Here is an 18,631-nt window from a genome sequence, read left to right on the forward strand (position 1 = left end):
GACGAGTAAACGATGGCTGATTTACCGATCAACGACCTAAACGTCGCCTCCAACGAGACGCTGATCACTCCTGACCAGCTCAAGCGCGATATTCCCCTGAGCGACGCCGCACTGCGCACCGTCACCAAGGGCCGCGAAGTCATTCGCAACATTCTGGATGGCACCGACCACCGCCTGTTCGTCGTCATCGGGCCTTGCTCGATCCACGACATCAAGGCCGCCCACGAATATGCCGAGCGCCTGAAGGTTCTCGCTGCCGAAGTGTCCGATACCCTGTATCTGGTCATGCGCGTGTATTTCGAGAAGCCGCGTACCACCGTCGGCTGGAAAGGCTTGATCAACGACCCTTACCTGGACGACTCGTTCAAGATCCAGGATGGCTTGCACATCGGTCGCCAGTTGCTGCTGGACCTGGCCGAAAAAGGCCTGCCGACCGCCACCGAAGCCCTCGACCCGATCTCCCCGCAGTACCTGCAGGACCTGATCAGCTGGTCGGCCATCGGCGCGCGCACCACCGAATCCCAGACTCACCGTGAAATGGCGTCCGGCCTGTCCTCGGCCGTCGGCTTCAAGAACGGTACCGATGGCGGCCTGACCGTGGCGATCAACGCCCTGCAGTCGGTCTCCAGCCCGCACCGCTTCCTGGGCATCAACCAGGAAGGTGGCGTCTCCATCGTGACGACCAAGGGCAATGCCTACGGTCACGTAGTGCTGCGCGGCGGCAACGGCAAGCCGAACTACGACTCGGTCAGCGTTGCGCTTTGCGAGCAGGCGCTGAACAAGGCTAAGATCAAGCCGAACATCATGGTCGACTGCAGCCACGCCAACTCCAACAAGGATCCGGCCCTGCAACCGCTGGTGATGGAAAACGTCGCCAACCAGATCCTCGAAGGCAACAAGTCGATCATCGGCCTGATGGTTGAAAGCCACCTGAACTGGGGCGCCCAGGCAATCCCGAAAGACCTCGCCGACCTGCAATACGGCGTGTCGATCACCGACGCCTGCATCGACTGGACCGCGACCGAAAACACCTTGCGCAGCATGCATGCCAAGCTCAAGGATGTGCTGCCTAAACGCGATCGCAGCTGATCGCCTGACGGCCTGTTCAAAAAGCGCACAAAAAAACGCCGGGTAGAACCCGGCGTTTTTTTTAGCATTCGTTTGACTGAAAGTCACTGACTCAGCTTGGCCGCATGCCGCTGGTGACGCTCCATGTAGCGCTCGACGTAAGAGCACGATGGAATGACGGTGTAGCCCATTTCGTCAGCGTACTCCAGCGCCTTCTCGGTCAAGGCTGCCGCAATACCTCGACCACGCAATGCGTTGGGCACGAAGGTGCGATAGATATCCAGGGTCTGTTTCCCCAGATCCATATAGGTCAGATAGGCACGATGACCGTCCACATTGGTCTCGAACTGATGACCAGCCTGGTCATGGTGGATGGACAACGCCTCGCTCATCACTACTCCTCGCGGGTCTGGAATTCCGACCCCTACCTTACCGATGTTTTTCCGGCGAAGGAACATCTACGCCACCCCGTGCCTGAATGGACACCGAGAAGAGCTGCACCGATCTCGCGCTACCGAGCACGTACAAATAGTAGGCACCATTGACAGAAATGCTCAAGGTACGCTCGTCATCATGCCCGTTGGCGGGTGCTGCTCCGTAATCACGCAGGAATGGCTCGACCGAAGGTCACTCCGGGTCGATAGCCTGAACATTGCCGGATGTTGAGACTTAAGACGAGCGCCCGTTGTTAAAGTCACCTGAACATCGAGAAAGATAGTGAGAGGCGCCACGCAAAAGCCGAACAAAAGTGTAGACGAATCCATATAGGCGGACTTTAGCCAGCCGGGGAAAAAGAGCGCTGTGCCGAAGGAACTTTTTCTCGGCAGTTCGCTCAGCCACGGGCCTTGCAGCTGGATATTTTTTAAACAATTCAGTTAAAAGTTGCTCGAAAAAGAATCAACGCCTACAATTTTTTTTGCTTCTTGCTTCACGTCAGTTTTACTTACTACAAGTAATGGGTAGTATGTACGCCGGCTATTTCCTCAATCGGAGGAGATAGCTACTTAATAGAAAGTCCTTGAAGGGGAACACGATGAACAACGTTCTGAAATTCTCTGCTCTGGCTCTGGCCGCAGTTCTGGCTACCGGTTGCAGCAGCGCATCGAAAGAAACCGAAGCACGTCTGACCGCTACTGAAGACGCAGCTGCTCGCTCCCAGGCTCGTGCAGACGAAGCTTACCGTAAAGCTGATGAAGCTCTGGCTGCTGCTCAAAAAGCACAACAGACTGCTGACGAAGCTAACGAGCGTGCTCTGCGCATGCTGGACAAAGCTAGCCGCAAGTAATAATCCCTCGGGATTGTTATCAAGCCGACCCATTTTTTGGGTCGGCTTTTTTATTGCCCGGCGTTTCTCCAGGCAATAAAAAACCCGTCGACGCGGCCTGCGTCGACGGGCTCTTTGCAAGCGTTACTGCAGCGGATCGATCGGCGTGCTCGACACCATCGGCGCGACGCCGTTGCCCGGCACTGCGATCTCTACCGGCAGACCGTCTTCAGCGGCCACCACATCCCGCACCACATCCCAGTTCATGCGCAGGTTGTTGGTGATGTCTTCACGCTTGAGCATCGCATTGATGACCGCAGTGTGCTTGTCGACCACCGACGGGTTGCCCTTGTCGTCCAGCGGCGTGTGCGCCTCCAGATAGACCTTGCCGCCACTCATGCCGAACTTGTACGGGTCGTTGATGATCCGTACCGACGTACCGACCGGCACCATGCCTGCCATTTCCAGCACGTTGTTGTTGAACATGCGGAAGCAACCGTGGCTGGTGCGCATGCCGATACCGAACTTCTTGTTCGAACCGTGGATCAGGTAGCCCGGAGTGCCCAAAGTGAACTTGAACGGGCCCAGCGGGTTGTCTGGGCCTGCCGGCACGACGTTGGGCAGCGGATCACCGTCTGCCGCGTGCTCGGCCTTGATCGACGCCGGAGGCGTCCAGGTCGGGTTAGGCGTCTTGGCGGTGATGCTGGTGTGGGCAATCGGCGAGCCCCAGCCTTCACGACCGATACCCAGCGGGAACGTGTACACCACGTTCTTGCCTTTCGGGTAGTAGTAGAGGCGATATTCAGCCAGGTTGATCACGATGCCTTCACGCGGGCCTGGTGGCAGGATGAAGCGGGTCGGCAGAATGATTTCCGTGCCGGCGCCTGGCAACCATGCATCGACACCCGGGTTGGCCGCGACCATTTCCGTGTAGCCCAGGTCATAGGCAGTACCAAGGTCGGCGAAGGTGTCTTCGTACTTGGCCTTGATCACCTGCACCTGGCCGATGATGTCCTCACCGGGCGGTGGCAGGGGAAACTCCAATGCTGCAACAGGACCGGCCACAAAAAGGGCGGCAAGGGTCAGGCAGCGGGTGACGGCAGGAAAGCGCGGCAACATCCGGAAAATCCTTCGCATGATCAACTGAGGGTATAAGGACGCGATTGTACACTGCCGCCCGTTATTTCGGGGAGATGGCCCGATTGCAGGCAGTGCAAGGCGGTAATGGCCACTCGGAACGCCGCCTCACAAGGGGGGCCTGGACCTGATGCATGCGCGTTTCCCTGTAGGAGTTGCCGCAGGCTGCGATCTTTTGATTTTGATTTTTGACAATGTCGAAGGGGCGCAAGATCAAGATCAAAAGATCGCAGCCTTCGGCAGCTCCTACAGTGGGTCGGCGCTTGCCAAAAGTGACCCGCAGCAAGGGTGAAACCATAATCCGCCGTTACCTCAACAACGGATATGTACACAAAATAACGGGGCTGGTGCGCGACGACAGACTAAAGCTCAAACCGCAATTCAGGCCAGATCGGCGACGTCCCCCGCTTCTGCGACTCAAGAATGGCCCGGCACAACGAACACAGCCGCTGATCCTGAAACACCCGGCGATCAACACTCGACCAGCGCGGTTGCGCCGGCAACAGACTGCCGCAAAGAGTCCGGTCCGCCGAGCCGCCCAACTCCAGCTGACGGGTCACCAGATGCACCCGCACTTCCTGGCAGGCGAACAGATCCAGCTGTTCGTCAGGCTCGATCAGTTGATAGGCAAATAGTGACCAGGCGGGACGCGGCATCGGGGGCTCCAAATCGGGGGCGCCACCTTAGCCGAAAGCCTGCCTCTAGAAAAGTGTCATAACAGCGGTTTTAGAGTAGGCCAGACATTTTCCAGCAACTTGTCCTGGGCCCCGGCGGCCGGGTGTATGCCGTCGGCCTGCATCAACTCCGGATGACCACCCACACCGTCGAGGAAAAACGGCACCAACGGGATCTTTTTCTCATCGGCCAGGTTGCTGTAGACCTCGGCGAACGCCTTGGTGTAACGCGCACCGTAATTGGGTGGCAATTGCATGCCGAGCAACAGCACCTTGGCACCGCTGGCCCGGGAGCTGTCGATCATCGAGGCAAGATTTTGTTGCAATTGAGTTGGCAGCAAACCGCGCAGGCCGTCATTACCCCCCAACTCGAGGATCACCAGTTCCGGTTTATGCTCTGCAAGCAGCGCAGGCAGGCGCGCCTGGCCTCCGGCACTGGTGTCGCCACTGATGGACGCATTGATCACTTTGTCGTCGAAACCTTCGCGCCTGAGCCGCTGTTCAAGCAGCGACACCCACCCCAGCCGGGTATCCAGCCCGAAACCGGCGCTGATACTATCGCCAACGATCAGGACTGTACCCGCCGCTGCGTTTTGGGCCATGCACATCAAGGCCAGGCCAGCACTCAAAAACCAGACACGCATCGGACTCTCCATGGGCGCAAGCATTCTCATCGCGAAGGACCTTAGCAAAGTGGTTCCCAGCGCGGAAGGTGAACTGACCATCCTGCACGAACTCAGCCTGGAACTGAACAAGGGCGACAGCCTGGCCATCGTCGGCGCTTCCGGTTCCGGCAAATCCACCCTGCTGGGCCTGCTCGCCGGTCTCGACCTGCCGAGCAGTGGCGAAGTCACCCTCGCCGGGCAGGGTCTGAGCAACCTCGATGAAGACCAGCGTGCGCGCATCCGCGCCGAGCACGTGGGTTTTGTCTTTCAATCGTTTCAGCTGCTCGACAGCCTCAATGCCCTGGAAAACGTCATGCTGCCGCTGGAGCTCGATGGCCGCAAAGACGCCCGCGAACGCGCCACCGAGTTACTCCAGCGTGTAGGACTCGGCCAGCGCCTGACGCATTCGCCGCGCCAGCTCTCCGGGGGCGAGCAACAACGCGTGGCGATTGCCCGCGCGTTTGCCGCCGAACCCGATGTGCTGTTCGCCGACGAACCGACCGGCAACCTCGACAGCCACACCGGTGAGCGCATCAGCGACCTGCTGTTCGAACTCAACAAGGAACGCGGCACGACCCTGGTGCTGGTGACCCACGATGAACGCCTGGCCCATCGGTGCCGGCGCCTGATCCGTCTTGAAGCCGGCCTGCTGGTCGACCCTGTGGAGCCTTGATGGCACGCCTGCCGCTGTTGCGCCTGTTCAGTCTCGCCATCCGCCAATTGCTGCGCGACGCCCGCGCCGGTGAATTGCGCGTATTGTTTTTTGCCTTGCTGGTGGCCGTGGCCGCGAGTACTGCCATTGGCTATTTCGGCGCCCGCCTGAATGGCGCCATGATGCTGCGCGCCACTGAGTTTCTCGGTGCCGACCTGCTCCTCGAAGGCAGTTCGCCCGCGCGCCCCGAACAGATAAGAAGCGGCACAGACCTGGGACTGCAACATGCGCAGGTGGTGGAGTTTTCCAGCGTCATCGCCACAGACAACGGCATCCAGTTGTCCAGCATCAAGGCGGCCGATGACACCTACCCGCTACGCGGCGAACTGAAAAGCGCGCCCGCCCCGTTCGCCACGCAAAGCGCCGGTGGCGGACCGCAACCCGGTGAAGCCTGGGTCGAGGCACGCCTGCTGACCGCCCTGGACCTGAAGATCGGCGACAGCATAGATGTCGGCATGAAAACCCTGAAACTGGCGCGGGTGCTGACGTACGAACCCGACCGCGCCGGCAATTTCTACAGCCTGACGCCGCGGGTGCTGATCAATCTCGATGATCTTGCGGCAACCGGCGTGGTGCAACCCGGCAGCCGGGTCAGCTATCGCGAATTATGGCGAGGCAATGCCCAGGCACTCGAGTCGTACCGACAACTGATCAAACCGGGGCTCGCCGCCAACCAACGCTTGCAGGACGCCCGGGATGGCAACCGGCAGATCGGCGGCGCCCTGGGCAAGGCCGAACGCTACCTGAACATGGCCAGTCTGGTGGCGGTGTTGCTGTCCGGCGTGGCGGTGGCGTTGTCGGCGACCCGCTTCGCCACCCGTCGCTTCGATGCCAGTGCCTTGCTGCGCTGCCTCGGACTGTCGCGCCGGGAAACCCTGGTGTTGTTCAGCCTGCAACTGACCGTGCTCGGGCTGCTGGCCAGCATCAGCGGTGCCCTCCTCGGCTGGCTCGCACAACTGGGGTTGTTTGCCCTGCTGCACGACTTGCTGCCGACCGACGTACCTCCGGGCGGACTGTTTCCGGCCGTCGCCGGGATCGGCACCGGACTGGTGGCCCTGGCCGGTTTCGCCTTGCCGCCACTGGCGGCTCTGGGCCGGGTTCCGCCATTGCGCGTGCTGCGCCGGGACATGCTGCCGATCCCTTCCAGCACCTGGATGGTCTACGGTGCAGCGCTGGGCGCCCTCGCCCTGATCATGTGGCGCCTGAGCCTGGACCTGGTGCTGACCTTTGCCCTGCTCGGCGGCGGCGTGATTGCAGCGCTGGTGCTGGGCGGTTTGTTGCTGCTGCTGTTGAAGAGCCTGCGGCGCTTGCTCGCGCGTGCGTCCTTGCCCTGGCGCCTGGGACTCGGGCAATTGCTGCGTCATCCGCTCGCTGCCGCAGGCCAGTCCCTGGCGTTCGGCCTGATCCTGCTGTCGATGGCGCTGATTGCGCTGCTGCGCGGCGAATTGCTGGATACCTGGCAGAACCAGTTGCCGAAAAACGCCCCCAATTACTTCGCCCTGAACATCCTGCCTGCGGATAAACAGGCCTTCACCGATCACCTGATCGCCGTGTCGGCAAAATCGGCCCCCTTGTACCCGGTGGTGCCGGGGCGCTTGATCAGCATCAACGGCGAACCGGTGCAGCAGATCGTCACCAAAGAATCGGCCGGTGATCGGGCAATCCAGCGCGACCTGAGCCTGACCTGGGCGGCGGACCTGCCGGCGGGCAACAAGCTCACGGCCGGCAGCTGGTGGAATGAACAGGCACCCGATGATATTCCCGGCGTGTCGGTAGAAGGCAAGGTCGCTGAAAGCCTGAAAATCAAGCTCGGCGATCATCTGGTTTTCAGCGTGGGCGGGGTCAATCGCGAGGCGAAGGTCACCAGCCTGCGGGAGATCAACTGGGACAACTTCCAGCCGAACTTTTTCATGATCTTCCAGCCCGGCACCCTCAAGGATCTGCCGGCGACTTACCTGACCAGTTTCTATCTGGCAGCGGGACATGACCAACAGATTGTCGACCTGTCCAGAGCCTTCCCGGCGGTGACGATCCTGCAGGTCGAAGCCTTGCTGGAACAATTGCGCAGCATCCTCGCCCAGGTCACCCTGGCGGTGGAGTACGTATTGTTGTTTGTGTTGGCCGCGGGGATGGCGGTGCTGTTTTCCGGCCTGCAGGCGACGCTGGACGAACGCATTCGCCAAGGTGCGCTGCTGCGCGCGCTGGGGGCCGAACGGCAATTGCTGGTCAAGGCACGGCGCATCGAGTTCGGTTTGCTCGGGGCGGTCAGCGGTTTGCTGGCAGCATTGGGCTCGGAACTGGTGAGCCTGGTGCTCTACCGCTATGCCTTTGACCTGCCGTGGCATCCGCATCCATGGCTGTTGCTGCTGCCCCTGCTGGGAGCGGTGCTGATCGGCGGTGCCGGGGTGTTCGGCACTCGTCGGGCATTGAACGCCAGCCCGCTGACAGTCTTGCGCGAGGGTTGATAGACTCCAGCCGTCTCCACCACAAGAAGTTGCCATGAGCCGTTACCGCCCTCCCCGCACCGCCGGCACCGCGCTGATCACCCCCGAGGGTGAAGCGCGGATGCGCGCCGAATTCCATGAGCTGTGGCATGTGCGTCGCCCCCAGGTGACCCAGGCGGTCAGCGAAGCCGCGGCACAGGGTGACCGCTCGGAGAACGCCGAGTACACCTACGGCAAAAAGATGCTGCGAGAGATCGACAGCCGCGTGCGTTTTCTCACCAAACGCCTGGAAGCGCTCAAGGTTGTCAGCGAAAAACCCAGCGATCCGAACAAGGTGTATTTCGGCGCCTGGGTCACGATCGAGGACGAGGATGGCAAGGAGTCGCGCTACCGCATTGTCGGGCCGGATGAGCTGGACCTCAAACAAGGCCTGATCAGCATTGACTCACCATTGGCCCGAGCCCTGATCGGCAAGGCACTGGACGCCGAAGTCCGGGTCCAGACGCCGACCGGTGAGCAGTGTGTTTATATCGTGGCGATCGACTACCCGTAAAACTCAAGGGCGGGTGATCAGCCCTTGCCGGGCAACGCGGGTCAGTTGCCTGATCACCTCGGGAGCGTCTTCGAGGCTGGGAGATTGAATCACTGCCAGATCAAAACTGTCGTCGGCGAAACGCGCGAGCGACTCACCGTCTTCGACAAACTGGATCAGAAAGGCAGCGGGACCGCCGGTACGACGTGGCCAGCCATCGAGATAACGCAAGAGCGTCGGCTGATGTTTGCCGCCAAGCAGGATTTTTGGATTGCGCTGGGTGAGATGTGCCGTGATCGGCGCGGGACGTACAACCGGGTTTAGTGCATTCATTGTGTCGTGTCTCTGCCTCAAAAGTCTGCATGGCAGGTGAGAGGCAACACCGAACCAGCGCTTTAGCGGTATTTCGAAGCCTGTTCCGGCTTCTATCGGCAACTGGATGAGTCACCTGGCGCCCCGCAAGTAGCTGTTTAAATCGGCGCATGAGCAACATCCTAGAGAAGCTGACTGGACAGTGTCAAGAATGACGCTCAACAAAAAAGGCCCGCACGATGCGGGCCTTTTCGTTGAGCCAGAGCGGTCAACCGGCGATGACACGGTCCGCCGAGAGTTTGCCCGCACCTTCGATCAATACCGCGATACTGCCACCGAGCAGGGCCAGGGCGAATTCATAACCATTGTTGGCCATGAACAGTCCGTTGCTGATGTGCACCGAGAAAATCGCGACCAGCGACAGGAAGATCAGGCCCAATGCAGCCGGGCGAACCAGCAAGCCGATGATCAATGCCAGGCCGGCGAAGAACTCGGTGCCGCCCGCCAGAGCCGCCATCAGGTAACCCGGCGTCAGCCCGAGGCTTTCCATGTACTGCGCGGTTCCGGCCAGACCATAACCACCGAATGCCCCGAAGAGTTTTTGCGAGCCGTGAGCGGCGAAAATTATGCCGACCACGATGCGCAGAACGGTCAGGCCGTAACCGGCGCGGGTAAACAATACCTTGTTGATCAGAGTGCTCATGCTGTTTCTATCCTTGTCAGTGTGTGTGGGTTGGGCGCCATATTAATCAATAAATCACATGTTAAAAGCGTAAAAAACCCACCATTACAATCAGATTAGTTGATCATTTTCGAGTGACAACCTTTTGTCCCTGAGGCTCCAACGACTCCCGCTCCCGGTCGAACGCCAAGTAATACTTGTTCACGCTATTAACATAGCTGACAGGCCCCATACCCACCTGCTCCATGGCGACGCGTTCGACCTGGAAGAACCACTGGTTGGGATTCAGTCCTCGCCGCCGGGCTTCGGTGCGCATGCCCTGAACCCGCTCCGGCCCGATGTTGTAGGCCGCCAGCACGAAGGCCATGCGTTCGCGCTCGTTGAGTTTCGGGCTGGCAAAGAACTTGCGCCGGATCATCGCCAGGTACTTGGCCCCAGCCTGCACATTGCCGTCTACGTCCTGAATATTGCTGACCCCCACCCGCTGCGCCGCAGAAGGGGTGATCTGCATCAGGCCGGTCGGGCTGCCGCCACTGCGGGCGGTGGGCTGCAACGCTGACTCCTTGAAGGCCAGCGCCGCCAGGTTCAGCCAGTCCATGCCCTGGGCATCGGCGTGTTTCTGCAGCACCGGACGCAGTTTTTCCAGGCGCTGGCGGTCCGCCTTGGCCAGTGGATAATGCACTTGATAGAGACGACGATAGATACGCAGGAATGCAGCGTCCTGATCCGACGGTTTTTTGTAGACGGTGAGGAAGCGATCAATGCTGGCCCGCAGCATCGACGCATCGCGGCGCACGAACCAGAACTCTTCGCCCGGCTCACTGATGACGACCTGCTTGTCGAAACGCAGCTTGGGCAGGATCTTGCCCCAGCGTTCGGCAATCGGTTGCTCGACGATGGTCAGGTGAAAGATACCGCCCTGGACCATCTCCAGTACGTCCTCGACGGCAAGGCTCGGATCGACCCACTCGATGTTGACCGGCGGCAGCTTGTGCAGGGCGAGCTTTTGATTGATCTGGCTGATGGCATCCCCGGCGGCGCTGCCGGCGGGTAGCGCCAGGGTCTTGCCGGAGAGCTGTTCAAGCCGGGTGTAGCGGCGTTCGCCCTTGATGCCCACCAGGACCAGCGGGATGTTGCTGGCAATCGGCTCACTGCTGCTGACGGCGAAGCCCGGTTGCAGGTCGAGCAACTCACCTGGCGCCACCAGATCGCCCTCCCCGCGCTGCAAGGCGCCGAGCAGTTGATCCTTGGCCTTGGGAATGATCTTGAGGGTGATTTCCTGACCGTCACGGGCGTGGCCGTTGAGGTATTGCTCGAATGCTCTCAGGCGATGGTATTCAACCCCGATCGCCTGCCCCTGGACTTCGCCGGAACTGTTGCGGCTCTGGTTGACCAGCACTCGCAGCACACGACTGCTGCGAATCTGCGCAAGGTCGCGCACCTCGCTGGCCGGTACGGCTTGCAACGGCCCGGGCAGACGCGCGACCGCCGTCATCGGCAGTAGCAGCGAACAGCACAGCAGTAGCAAAACCGAGGGACGAATCATCCACTCTCCGGAAAGAATATGAGGCCGCTTCAATGTAGCGCGGCGACAAAAACAGGGCGCCCAGGGCGCTGACAACGTGCGAAAGACTGGCACAATGATGGCAAAACTACCAACCCAGCCAGGTCCGAGGCTCAAGAGACAGCGTTAACCCGTTGTAGTTCTTGCCTTTTCTTATAAATCCACGGCTCTGATATGCTTTCCGGCCTTTGAGCCGAGGTAGCACCATGCAACTCATCGATATCGGCGTCAACCTGACCAACGCCAGTTTTGCCGACAAACACCAGGCCGTTCTCGATCGCGCCTACGCGGCCGGCGTGTGCCAACTGGTGCTGACGGGCACCAGTGTCGAGGGCAGTGAACAAGCCCTTGAGCTGTGCCGGCAACTGGACGCAAGCAATCAGCGCCTGTTTGCCACCGCCGGTATTCACCCTCACTGCGCCAGCGACTGGAACGCCGACAGCGCCCGCCGTCTGCGCAGCTTGCTCAACGAGCCGAATGTGGTGGCCGTGGGTGAATGCGGGCTGGATTTCAACCGTGATTTCTCGCCGCGCCCGCAGCAGGAAAAGGTCCTCGAAGAACATCTGGCCTTGGCCGTCGAATTGCAGCTGCCGGTTTTTCTGCACGAACGTGACGCCAGCCAGCGTTTGCTGGAGATCCTGCGCGACTTCCGCGACCAATTGCCGGCCGCGGTGGTGCACTGCTTCACCGGGGAGCAGAAGGCACTGTTCAGCTACCTCGATCTCGACCTGCACATTGGCATTACCGGCTGGATCTGCGACGAACGCCGGGGCACGCATTTGCATCCGCTGGTCAAGGAGATCAAGCGCGGACGCCTGATGCTCGAAAGCGATGCGCCGTACCTGCTGCCGCGCAGCCTGCGCCCCAAGCCGAAAAACGGGCGAAACGAGCCAGCGTACCTGACCGAAGTATTGCGCGAAGTGGCACTGCATCGGGGGGAAAGCCAGGAGGATCTGGCGGCGCACACGACAGCCTGTGCACGCGCGTTTTATGGCCTGCCATTGATCTCCTGTTCACCATAAATCCCTGTGGGAGCGAGCTTGCTCGCGATGGCGGCAACACATTCGGTACGGATGTGACTGACAAACCGCAATCGCGAGCAAGCTCGCTCCCACAGGTTTGAAATTGATCTGCATCAAGAACCAGCCACCTGAGTAGCGGCACAATAATGGCACCTTGCCAAAACTGTTTCCGCTATCAGAGAAGACCTCCATGGGTGCCTGGCTTAGCAATATCTCGCTGAAATACAAGTTCTGGGCGGTCAACGCCGTCGCGTTCGTCACCACCCTGTTGCTGGTGCTGTACGCGGTGCAGCTTGAACAGCAGGCTCGCAGTCACGCGGCCCAGGCTTCGGCCCAGGCCCAGGCGCGATTGCTCGAAGCCTGGCCCGCCGGGCAACCGCTGCCCCACGCCGACAACCTGCTGACGTTCAGCCGCGGGCAAGCCCCCGCGCTCAATGAGCGCCCCGTGCAAGAACTGGCCGACGCCAATGGCTGGGTCGAGATCAACCCGATGCCATTGTTCGGTGACAACCCGTTGATGGGTGCCGAAGTGTTCGCGCGCGCCGACGGGCAGCGGGTCGCCGTGATCGCCCAGGGTCCAAGCCTGAGCCAGGTGTTCAGCGAGCGCTTCGCCCACTACGCGGTGGCGGTGTTCATCCTGATGCTGGCCATGCTCGGCGCATCGCAGTTGTTGATCCGTTTCCTGCTCAGCCAACTCAACACCTTGAAAGACGTCATGTTGCACGTGGAGAAAACCGGCGACCTGGCGGCCCGCGTGCCATTGGCTTGCAGCGACGAAGTCGGGCAGATGGCCAACGCCTTCAACGCCATGCAGGCCGGTTATCAACGGGTGGTCAACACCGTCGCCAGCACCGCCCGGCAACTGGACGTCGGCGCTGCACGGCTGGCGGCGAGCATGAATGAAGTGCGCCACGGCATGCTCGGTCAGCAAAGCGAAACCGACCAGGCCGCCACGGCGATCAATGAAATGACCGCCACGGTCTATCACATCGCCCAGCACGCGGGCGCCACCCGCGACCTTTCGCAATCGGCCGATACCCTGGCCGGTAGTGGGCAGGAAGTGGTGACGCGGGTGCAGCGCTCGATTGCCGGGCTGTCCACCGGCGTGCAGCAGACCGCCGAGATGATTCAACGCCTGGCCGAGGACAGCCAGAAGATCAACGGCGTGGTCAACGTGATTCACAGCATCGCCGAACAGACCAACCTGCTGGCGCTCAACGCCGCCATCGAAGCGGCCCGGGCCGGCGAGATGGGGCGCGGCTTTGCGGTAGTCGCCGATGAAGTACGTAACCTGGCCAAACGCGTGCAAACCTCCACGGATGAAATCACAATCATGGTCTCGGCGTTGCAGGCCGGGACGCGGGACGCCGTGGATTTCATGCAAGAGAGCTCGTTCAAGGCCGATGACTGCGTAAGACAAGCGCAAGAGGCCGGCGCGGCCCTGGCCGAAATTACCGGCGCAGTGGCACAGATGCGTGAAAGCAACACGCAGATCGCCGTGGCGGCCGAGCAGCAGAGCCAGGTAGCGGAAGAGATGAACCGGGCGGTGGTGAGCATCCGTGACGTGACTGAGAACACGGTGCAGCAGACGGTGTCTTCGGCGACGACCAGCAATGAACTGGCGGCGCTGGCCGGAGAGTTGAGCAAGGCGATAGGTCAGCTCAAACTCTGAGGGCCTCTTCGCGAGCAAGTCGGACCGCCGCACCGCCACTCCCACAGTTGAAATGCATTCCCCTGTGGGAGCGAGCTTGCTCGCGAAGGCGTCAGAACTGGCACCCTCTTTTCCAGTCATGGCTCCTATCAAGCCAATAGCCAGCCTTGATTCGCCGCCGGCATTGACCGGGCCTATTCTTCATCACATGTGTTCAACATGGATCGAGGATCAGCATCATGGGCAAACGTCACCCCAACCTTCCCGCCTGGCAATGGCGAGCGTACCCGAACAATCATCAGCACCCGACCAATCTGGTGTTGCACCTGATCGCGGTGCCGCTGTTCATCGTGGCATTTCTGCTGATCGTATCCGGGGTCTTCAGCCTGAGCCTGGCCAATATCGCCATTGGCGTGATCGGCGTGATTGCAGCGCTGGCCCTGCAACGCCACGGCCACAGCATGGAGACGCAAGCCGCCGAGCCGTTCAGTGACCGCAAGGATGCAATATCGCGCCTGTTGGTCGAGCAGTTTCTGACCTTTCCGCGGTTCTTCCTCAGTGGTGGCTGGTGGCGCGCCTGGCGTGAGCGCCACCGTCGTCACTGAATCAGGCGAACACCGTCACCGTCTGCCGGCTCATGGCGATCAACCGGCCATCGGCGCTCCACATTTTCGCGGCGGCATGGCCATAACCATCCGCGGCGTGCTCGGTCTCGACGAGGTATTTGCACCAGTCCAGGGTGGTCAACTCCAGCAGCGGTTGCACGAACTCGATGGTCCAGGTCAGCGTGCTGCCCATCGCCGGTTTCTTCAAAAACGGCATCAGGGCCGGCGGCCAGGCGTCCACCAGTGCGAGGATATGCGCCTCGCTGATGGCCTCTTCCTTGACATCGCCGCGCAAGCGCACCCAACCACCCATTTGCCGCGATGTGCTACCACTGAACGGCAGCCCGCCAACACTCCAGCGCATCGCCAGGTGCCGCATGAACTCAGGGATGACGCCTTCGACAAAAGGCAATTCCTGGCACTCGTCCCAGTGCTTCATTTCAGGTGCCGGTTCAGCGGCCACGGCCACTACCGAAGGGCGTGAAGCGCCGAAACTCCCCTGGATCAACGTCACCACCTGGCCCTTCTGCATCACCCGACCCAACACCTGGCTGACCGCCTTGCCTTCACGCAATACGTCGACTTCAAAGCTGACTGGAACCTCAGGCTCAACCGGCCCGACAAAGGTGATCGCCAATGAGCGCACCGGGCGATCCGCCGGCACCCGGGCACGCATGGCTTCGTACTGCAAAGCGGCCACCACGCCACCGAAACTGGCGCGCCCCTGGCCCCAGGAGGCCGGAATGGACAGCTCCAGCGGCTGGCTACGGACAGCGTCAAGCAGTTCGGAAAAACGCATGAAAACCTCAGGGATCGGAAAAAGATGAGGGGGATCTTAACCATCTGGCGAGAGGGATACATCGCCTATTCCGGACAAATTGACTGACAGATAAGTCGCGCAGGTTTCACGTCGAACATAAAACCCCTGTGGGAGCGGGCTTGCTCGCGAAGACGGTTTGTCAGTCACCAACAATGTCCGGGCTGATGGCCTGTTCGCGAGCAAGCCCGCTCCCACATTTGTTCGGTGGTGATCTCAGGATTTGAAGCAATCTCGACTGAGCTTTTCCAGCACCCGGTCCGCACGGCTTTCTGCCTCGGCCATGGTGATTGTCCAGACCGCGACACAGGGCTGCAAATCCGCTTCCTGCTCAGCCATGGCCAGCCATTGCACGCAATCGTGCCAGTCACCCAGCGCGCCCTGGGCGGATTTCAATCGGGGCATGGCCGCTTTCGGCAAACGGTCCAGCTCGGGGTAAGCGTCGATGCCATAGCGTACGCGCTTGATCAGCAGACGTAGCCGATGACGGTCGTGGGCCGGGTCGTGCAGTGCTTCGTCGAGTTTTTTCCACTGTTTGCCCAGGCGTTTTTCGATGCGCTTGCGCAGGCCCTTGAGCAATCCCTGGCGCTGGGCAGCGCGCAGAAAACGCGGAAACGCATCGAGGACGATCAGCATTTGCGCGAGCTCGGGACTGGCCGCCACGGCCGGATAGGCTTCGGCCATTTGCGCCATGCGCCACTGTGCAGCTTGGGGTTGACCGTGCTGAAGCAGGTATGCCGCCAGCACTTCGCGATCACGCAATGGGGTGGTCAGATCGCCCACCCGCGAGGCGGCCGCTTCCAGTTGTTCGACACCGGGTAAACCTTGCAAGGGTCGCAACAGGCTGCGTAACCGACGCATGGTGGTGCGCAGATCGTGTAAAGCTTCAGGGTCGGTACGCTCTTTCAAGCGGGCCTGGCAGGCCAGCAGACGAACTTCCAGGCCCAGGACATGAGCCACCAGCCGATCGATCATGGGGGTTTACTCCGTAAACAGCGCCAGGCTGCAAGCTAAGAGCTGCAAGCCCGAAGAGTCTTGCAACTCGTAGCTTAGAGCCTGCAGCTGCTTTTTGCCTTCAACGCCCCGCGCGCGACTCACGAATATAGAAGCGGGCCTTCTCGGCTTTCCTGGTGCAGCCTTCGAACCCTTCGAATTGCTGCTGGGTCTTGGCCGCGGTTAACAGTGACAGGGCCTTGGAGTAGCTGACGGTCCCGGCGAAACCTTCGGCTTTAGCCAAGTCCAGTTCATGCCATGCCGCATCCAGGTTACTTCCGCAACTGTCGCGATAGGCGGTTTTGCCGGCACAACCGGCGAGCGCCAGGGCAATCAATGGCACGCAGATCCAGGCTTTCATCACTTACTCCTCAAAAATAGGTCAACAGTCATGCAGGTAAGACGGTGTGGCAGCTGAAAAGTGCCGTTTGTCCGCAGTGCGAACTATAGCGCTGACGCGAACAACCCTGTGCCGCCATGGAGTGTCGAAAATACGACGCTCTTGTCCCCTCGAACGACCATGACGATTGAAGCATGCCCCTCGATGGGTGCATTGTTGAAGCATTCAAACGAGGGCGATTCATGAAAAAGCGTGTCGCACTGGTATTGGGCTCGGGTGGAGCCCGGGGTTACGCACATATTGGGGTCATTGAAGAGATCGAACGGCGCGGCTATGACATTGCCTGTATCGCCGGTTGCTCCATGGGCGCGGTGGTGGGCGGGATCTACGCCGCCGGCAAACTCAATGAATACCGCGACTGGATCGAGAGCCTGGATTACCTCGACGTGTTGCGTCTGGTGGACGTCAGTTTTCGTCTGGGGGCGATTCGTGGCGAGAAGGTGTTCGGGCAGATTCGCAAGATCGTCGGCGAGATCAACATCGAAGACTTGCGCATCCCCTATACCGCCGTCGCCGCCGACCTGACCAACCAGCAGGAAATCTGGTTCCAGGAAGGTTGCCTGCACCAGGCGATGCGCGCCTCGGCAGCGATTCCCAGCCTGTTCACCCCGGTGATGCAGGGCAACCGCATGCTGGTCGATGGCGGCATTCTCAACCCGCTGCCGATCGTGCCGGTGGTGTCGAGCCATTGCGACCTGATCATCGCGGTCAACCTCAACTCCACCAACCAACGCCACTACCAATTGCCGGTGATCCAGCGCCCCGCCGCGTTCAAGACCCGCTTCGACAACCTGATGAGCTCTGTCGGCTCGAAATTGCCGTTCCGGCGTAAACAGGCGGAACAATTGTTGATCCTGGAGCAGGAAGCGTTGAAAGCCGAAGGGGCGGATTTCAACCCGTGGATCGAGTCCGCCGAGCCCGAAGCACAGCAACCCGCTGCTGCTCCGGAAGCCAGTGGCGCGCCCCGCTCCGCCACCGGTTCGTTCATCATCGACAACGTCGGGCCGGCGTCCTTGCTCGATTTGATCAACCAGAGTTTCGAGGTGATGCAGACGTCGCTGGCGCAGTACAAGATTGCCGGGTATCCGCCGGACATTCTGATCAACGTGCCCAAGCGCGTGTGCCGGTTTTTTGAGTTCTACAAGGCGCCGGAGCTGATCGCGCTGGGTCGGGAGATTGCGCGGGATACGCTGGATCGGTATGAGAATGAGCAGAATTGAAAGTCTGAAAGTTCTCGATTGAATGTAATGCCCTCTTCGCGAGCAAGCCCGCTCCCACATGGGATTTTGTGTACACCAAAGATTCACTGTGGGAGCGGGCTTGCTCGCGAAAGCGCCAGATCAGTCACCACAAAATTTCAAAACTACTCACTCAACAACCGATACCCCACCCCCGCCTCGGTCACGATAAACCTGGGTAGGGTCGGGTCATCCGCCAGTTTCTGGCGCAAGTGCCCGACCACGATGCGCAGGTAGTGAGTGTCTTCGGTGTGCGTCGGCCCCCAGATGTCCTTGAGCAATTGCTGCTGGGTGATCACCCGCCCGGGATGCCGCGCCAGTTGCGCCAGCACGGCGTATTCCTTGCGAGTCAAGGCGACTTCGCTACCGTCGAGCAGCACCCGGCGATACGCCAGGTCGACCGTCAAAGGACCGAAGTTCAGCGCCGCTGGCTGGGCTTCGCCCACGGGCGCCTGGCGCAGCAACGCACGAATCCGCGCCAGGAATTCCTGGATGCCGAATGGCTTGGTCACGTAGTCATTGGCGCCGCCATCCAGGGCCTCGACTTTCTGCCCTTCACCGGCGCGCACGGAGAGCACCAGCACCGGCACCGTCGACCACTCGCGAAAATCGCGCAATACCTGCTGGCCGTCCATGTCCGGCAAGCCGAGGTCGAGCACCAGCAAGTCCGGTTTGTTCAATGCTGCCTGGGCCAGGCCTTCACTGCCCGTGCCGGCCTCCAGCACTTTGTAGCCTTGGGAAACGAGGCTGATGCGCAGGAATTTGCGGATCTGCGGTTCGTCGTCGATGACCAGGATGGTCGCGGTCTGGCTCATGAGTTCACATCAACACAAAGAAGTGGCAAGAGAGTA

21 protein-coding genes are annotated in these 18,631 nt (G+C 60.6%); 10 read left to right on the forward strand and 11 right to left on the reverse strand.

Features of this window, described 5'->3' with window-relative positions; genetic code table 11:
- Nucleotides 1-12: 12 nt before the first annotated feature.
- Complete coding sequence (locus PMI26_RS18300; protein WP_007973561.1) at nt 13-1,089, forward strand: 3-deoxy-7-phosphoheptulonate synthase; 1,077 nt, start codon at nt 13-15, stop codon at nt 1,087-1,089.
- Nucleotides 1,090-1,172: 83 nt separating this feature from the next.
- Here PMI26_RS18300 and PMI26_RS18295 read toward each other — a convergent pair whose 3' ends face one another.
- On the reverse strand, nt 1,173-1,460 hold the full coding sequence (locus tag PMI26_RS18295) for a GNAT family N-acetyltransferase (RefSeq protein ID WP_007973562.1): 288 nt from the start codon (nt 1,458-1,460) through the stop codon (nt 1,173-1,175).
- A gap of 641 nt (nt 1,461-2,101) precedes the next feature.
- Here PMI26_RS18295 and oprI point away from each other — a divergent pair.
- Nucleotides 2,102-2,353: an outer membrane lipoprotei OprI gene (gene oprI / locus PMI26_RS18290; protein WP_003199355.1), complete on the forward strand. Its 252-nt coding sequence runs from the start codon at nt 2,102-2,104 to the stop codon at nt 2,351-2,353.
- 123 nt (nt 2,354-2,476) lie between these two features.
- On the opposite strand, the gene PMI26_RS18285 is transcribed toward oprI, so the two are convergent.
- The gene (locus tag PMI26_RS18285) at nt 2,477-3,451 is read right to left on the reverse strand and encodes a L,D-transpeptidase family protein (RefSeq protein WP_007973563.1); all 975 of its coding nucleotides are present in this window, start codon (nt 3,449-3,451) and stop codon (nt 2,477-2,479) included.
- 148 nt (nt 3,452-3,599) lie between these two features.
- Between PMI26_RS18285 and PMI26_RS31360 the strand changes: the two genes are divergently transcribed.
- A complete protein-coding gene (locus tag PMI26_RS31360; RefSeq protein ID WP_157222262.1) occupies nt 3,600-3,761 on the forward strand; it encodes a hypothetical protein in 162 nt (53 codons plus the stop codon).
- Nucleotides 3,762-3,831: 70 nt separating this feature from the next.
- Here the strand turns inward: PMI26_RS31360 and PMI26_RS18280 are convergent, their stop codons facing one another.
- Together PMI26_RS18280 and PMI26_RS18275 are read right to left on the reverse strand one after the other, a co-directional pair.
- Nucleotides 3,832-4,125: a hypothetical protein gene (locus PMI26_RS18280; protein ID WP_003226812.1), complete on the reverse strand. Its 294-nt coding sequence runs from the start codon at nt 4,123-4,125 to the stop codon at nt 3,832-3,834.
- A gap of 56 nt (nt 4,126-4,181) precedes the next feature.
- Nucleotides 4,182-4,787 (reverse strand): arylesterase, encoded by a 606-nt coding sequence (locus tag PMI26_RS18275; protein WP_007973565.1) that lies wholly within the window; start codon nt 4,785-4,787, stop codon nt 4,182-4,184.
- 10 nt (nt 4,788-4,797) lie between these two features.
- Here PMI26_RS18275 and PMI26_RS18270 point away from each other — a divergent pair, with 10 nt between their 5' ends.
- From PMI26_RS18270 to greB, 3 genes are read left to right on the forward strand one after another with little or no spacing between them, the layout of a single operon-like run.
- Nucleotides 4,798-5,481, forward strand: coding sequence for an ABC transporter ATP-binding protein (locus PMI26_RS18270; RefSeq protein WP_007973567.1), 684 nt, complete (start codon nt 4,798-4,800; stop codon nt 5,479-5,481).
- Complete coding sequence (locus PMI26_RS18265; RefSeq protein WP_007973568.1) at nt 5,481-7,985, forward strand: ABC transporter permease; 2,505 nt, start codon at nt 5,481-5,483, stop codon at nt 7,983-7,985. Before PMI26_RS18270 ends, PMI26_RS18265 begins: the two co-directional genes overlap by 1 nt.
- 34 nt (nt 7,986-8,019) lie before the next feature.
- On the forward strand, nt 8,020-8,517 hold the full coding sequence (greB, locus tag PMI26_RS18260; protein ID WP_007973570.1) for a transcription elongation factor GreB: 498 nt from the start codon (nt 8,020-8,022) through the stop codon (nt 8,515-8,517).
- Nucleotides 8,518-8,520: 3 nt separating this feature from the next.
- On the opposite strand, the gene PMI26_RS18255 is transcribed toward greB, so the two are convergent.
- The 3 genes from PMI26_RS18255 to PMI26_RS18245 all read right to left on the reverse strand — a co-directional run bounded on the left by PMI26_RS18255 (nt 8,521) and on the right by PMI26_RS18245 (nt 11,036).
- Nucleotides 8,521-8,829 (reverse strand): hypothetical protein, encoded by a 309-nt coding sequence (locus PMI26_RS18255; RefSeq protein WP_007973571.1) that lies wholly within the window; start codon nt 8,827-8,829, stop codon nt 8,521-8,523.
- Nucleotides 8,830-9,076: 247 nt separating this feature from the next.
- Complete coding sequence (locus PMI26_RS18250) at nt 9,077-9,511, reverse strand: DoxX family protein (protein ID WP_007973574.1); 435 nt, start codon at nt 9,509-9,511, stop codon at nt 9,077-9,079.
- A 103-nt stretch (nt 9,512-9,614) separates the two neighbouring features.
- The gene (locus PMI26_RS18245) at nt 9,615-11,036 is read right to left on the reverse strand and encodes a transglycosylase SLT domain-containing protein (protein ID WP_007973576.1); all 1,422 of its coding nucleotides are present in this window, start codon (nt 11,034-11,036) and stop codon (nt 9,615-9,617) included.
- 224 nt (nt 11,037-11,260) lie between these two features.
- On the opposite strand from PMI26_RS18245, the gene PMI26_RS18240 reads away from it, so the two are divergent.
- The 3 genes from PMI26_RS18240 (at nt 11,261) to PMI26_RS18230 (ending at nt 14,332) form a co-directional block, all read left to right on the forward strand.
- Nucleotides 11,261-12,076, forward strand: a complete 816-nt coding sequence (locus tag PMI26_RS18240) for a TatD family hydrolase (RefSeq protein ID WP_007973578.1) — start codon at nt 11,261-11,263, stop codon at nt 12,074-12,076.
- Nucleotides 12,077-12,266: 190 nt separating this feature from the next.
- Nucleotides 12,267-13,748: a methyl-accepting chemotaxis protein gene (locus tag PMI26_RS18235; RefSeq protein ID WP_007973580.1), complete on the forward strand. Its 1,482-nt coding sequence runs from the start codon at nt 12,267-12,269 to the stop codon at nt 13,746-13,748.
- 218 nt (nt 13,749-13,966) lie between these two features.
- The gene (locus tag PMI26_RS18230; protein WP_007973582.1) at nt 13,967-14,332 is read left to right on the forward strand and encodes an Mpo1-like protein; all 366 of its coding nucleotides are present in this window, start codon (nt 13,967-13,969) and stop codon (nt 14,330-14,332) included.
- Between the two features lies 1 nt (nt 14,333).
- Here the strand turns inward: PMI26_RS18230 and PMI26_RS18225 are convergent, their stop codons facing one another.
- The 3 genes from PMI26_RS18225 to PMI26_RS18215 all read right to left on the reverse strand — a co-directional run bounded on the left by PMI26_RS18225 (nt 14,334) and on the right by PMI26_RS18215 (nt 16,503).
- Nucleotides 14,334-15,131 carry an acyl-CoA thioesterase gene (locus PMI26_RS18225; RefSeq protein WP_007973583.1) on the reverse strand — a complete coding sequence of 266 codons (798 nt, stop codon included), beginning with the start codon at nt 15,129-15,131 and terminating at the stop codon, nt 14,334-14,336.
- Between the two features lie 234 nt (nt 15,132-15,365).
- Nucleotides 15,366-16,124: a CHAD domain-containing protein gene (locus tag PMI26_RS18220; RefSeq protein WP_007973585.1), complete on the reverse strand. Its 759-nt coding sequence runs from the start codon at nt 16,122-16,124 to the stop codon at nt 15,366-15,368.
- A gap of 100 nt (nt 16,125-16,224) precedes the next feature.
- Complete coding sequence (locus PMI26_RS18215; RefSeq protein ID WP_007973587.1) at nt 16,225-16,503, reverse strand: hypothetical protein; 279 nt, start codon at nt 16,501-16,503, stop codon at nt 16,225-16,227.
- Between the two features lie 221 nt (nt 16,504-16,724).
- Here PMI26_RS18215 and PMI26_RS18210 point away from each other — a divergent pair, with 221 nt between their 5' ends.
- Nucleotides 16,725-17,762 (forward strand): patatin-like phospholipase family protein, encoded by a 1,038-nt coding sequence (locus PMI26_RS18210; protein ID WP_007973589.1) that lies wholly within the window; start codon nt 16,725-16,727, stop codon nt 17,760-17,762.
- Between the two features lie 143 nt (nt 17,763-17,905).
- On the opposite strand, the gene PMI26_RS18205 is transcribed toward PMI26_RS18210, so the two are convergent.
- Entirely contained in the window at nt 17,906-18,595 is a 690-nt protein-coding gene (locus tag PMI26_RS18205) for a response regulator (RefSeq protein WP_007973590.1), read from the reverse strand.
- Nucleotides 18,596-18,631: the final 36 nt, after the last annotated feature.

Origin of the sequence: Pseudomonas sp. GM33, assembly GCF_000282295.1 — a bacterium.
GTDB classification, from domain to species: Bacteria; Pseudomonadota; Gammaproteobacteria; order Pseudomonadales; family Pseudomonadaceae; genus Aquipseudomonas; species Aquipseudomonas laurylsulfatiphila.

What these genes read in the sequence shown, in the direction of transcription:
- PMI26_RS18215 (WP_007973587.1), bottom strand. Translation starts at nt 16,503, where the DNA reads ATGAAAGCCTGGATCTGCGTGCCATTGATTGCCCTGGCGCTCGCCGGT.
- greB (WP_007973570.1), top strand. Translation starts at nt 8,020, where the DNA reads ATGAGCCGTTACCGCCCTCCCCGCACCGCCGGCACCGCGCTGATCACC.
- PMI26_RS18255 (WP_007973571.1), bottom strand. Translation starts at nt 8,829, where the DNA reads ATGAATGCACTAAACCCGGTTGTACGTCCCGCGCCGATCACGGCACAT.
- PMI26_RS18240 (WP_007973578.1), top strand. Translation starts at nt 11,261, where the DNA reads ATGCAACTCATCGATATCGGCGTCAACCTGACCAACGCCAGTTTTGCC.
- oprI (WP_003199355.1), top strand. Translation starts at nt 2,102, where the DNA reads ATGAACAACGTTCTGAAATTCTCTGCTCTGGCTCTGGCCGCAGTTCTG.
- PMI26_RS18280 (WP_003226812.1), bottom strand. Translation starts at nt 4,125, where the DNA reads ATGCCGCGTCCCGCCTGGTCACTATTTGCCTATCAACTGATCGAGCCT.
- PMI26_RS18205 (WP_007973590.1), bottom strand. Translation starts at nt 18,595, where the DNA reads ATGAGCCAGACCGCGACCATCCTGGTCATCGACGACGAACCGCAGATC.
- PMI26_RS18275 (WP_007973565.1), bottom strand. Translation starts at nt 4,787, where the DNA reads ATGCGTGTCTGGTTTTTGAGTGCTGGCCTGGCCTTGATGTGCATGGCC.
- PMI26_RS18300 (WP_007973561.1), top strand. Translation starts at nt 13, where the DNA reads ATGGCTGATTTACCGATCAACGACCTAAACGTCGCCTCCAACGAGACG.
- PMI26_RS18250 (WP_007973574.1), bottom strand. Translation starts at nt 9,511, where the DNA reads ATGAGCACTCTGATCAACAAGGTATTGTTTACCCGCGCCGGTTACGGC.
- PMI26_RS18245 (WP_007973576.1), bottom strand. Translation starts at nt 11,036, where the DNA reads ATGATTCGTCCCTCGGTTTTGCTACTGCTGTGCTGTTCGCTGCTACTG.
- PMI26_RS18285 (WP_007973563.1), bottom strand. Translation starts at nt 3,451, where the DNA reads ATGTTGCCGCGCTTTCCTGCCGTCACCCGCTGCCTGACCCTTGCCGCC.
- PMI26_RS18265 (WP_007973568.1), top strand. Translation starts at nt 5,481, where the DNA reads ATGGCACGCCTGCCGCTGTTGCGCCTGTTCAGTCTCGCCATCCGCCAA.
- PMI26_RS18295 (WP_007973562.1), bottom strand. Translation starts at nt 1,460, where the DNA reads ATGAGCGAGGCGTTGTCCATCCACCATGACCAGGCTGGTCATCAGTTC.
- PMI26_RS18235 (WP_007973580.1), top strand. Translation starts at nt 12,267, where the DNA reads ATGGGTGCCTGGCTTAGCAATATCTCGCTGAAATACAAGTTCTGGGCG.
- PMI26_RS18225 (WP_007973583.1), bottom strand. Translation starts at nt 15,131, where the DNA reads ATGCGTTTTTCCGAACTGCTTGACGCTGTCCGTAGCCAGCCGCTGGAG.
- PMI26_RS18230 (WP_007973582.1), top strand. Translation starts at nt 13,967, where the DNA reads ATGGGCAAACGTCACCCCAACCTTCCCGCCTGGCAATGGCGAGCGTAC.
- PMI26_RS18270 (WP_007973567.1), top strand. Translation starts at nt 4,798, where the DNA reads ATGGGCGCAAGCATTCTCATCGCGAAGGACCTTAGCAAAGTGGTTCCC.
- PMI26_RS18210 (WP_007973589.1), top strand. Translation starts at nt 16,725, where the DNA reads ATGAAAAAGCGTGTCGCACTGGTATTGGGCTCGGGTGGAGCCCGGGGT.
- PMI26_RS31360 (WP_157222262.1), top strand. Translation starts at nt 3,600, where the DNA reads ATGCATGCGCGTTTCCCTGTAGGAGTTGCCGCAGGCTGCGATCTTTTG.
- PMI26_RS18220 (WP_007973585.1), bottom strand. Translation starts at nt 16,124, where the DNA reads ATGATCGATCGGCTGGTGGCTCATGTCCTGGGCCTGGAAGTTCGTCTG.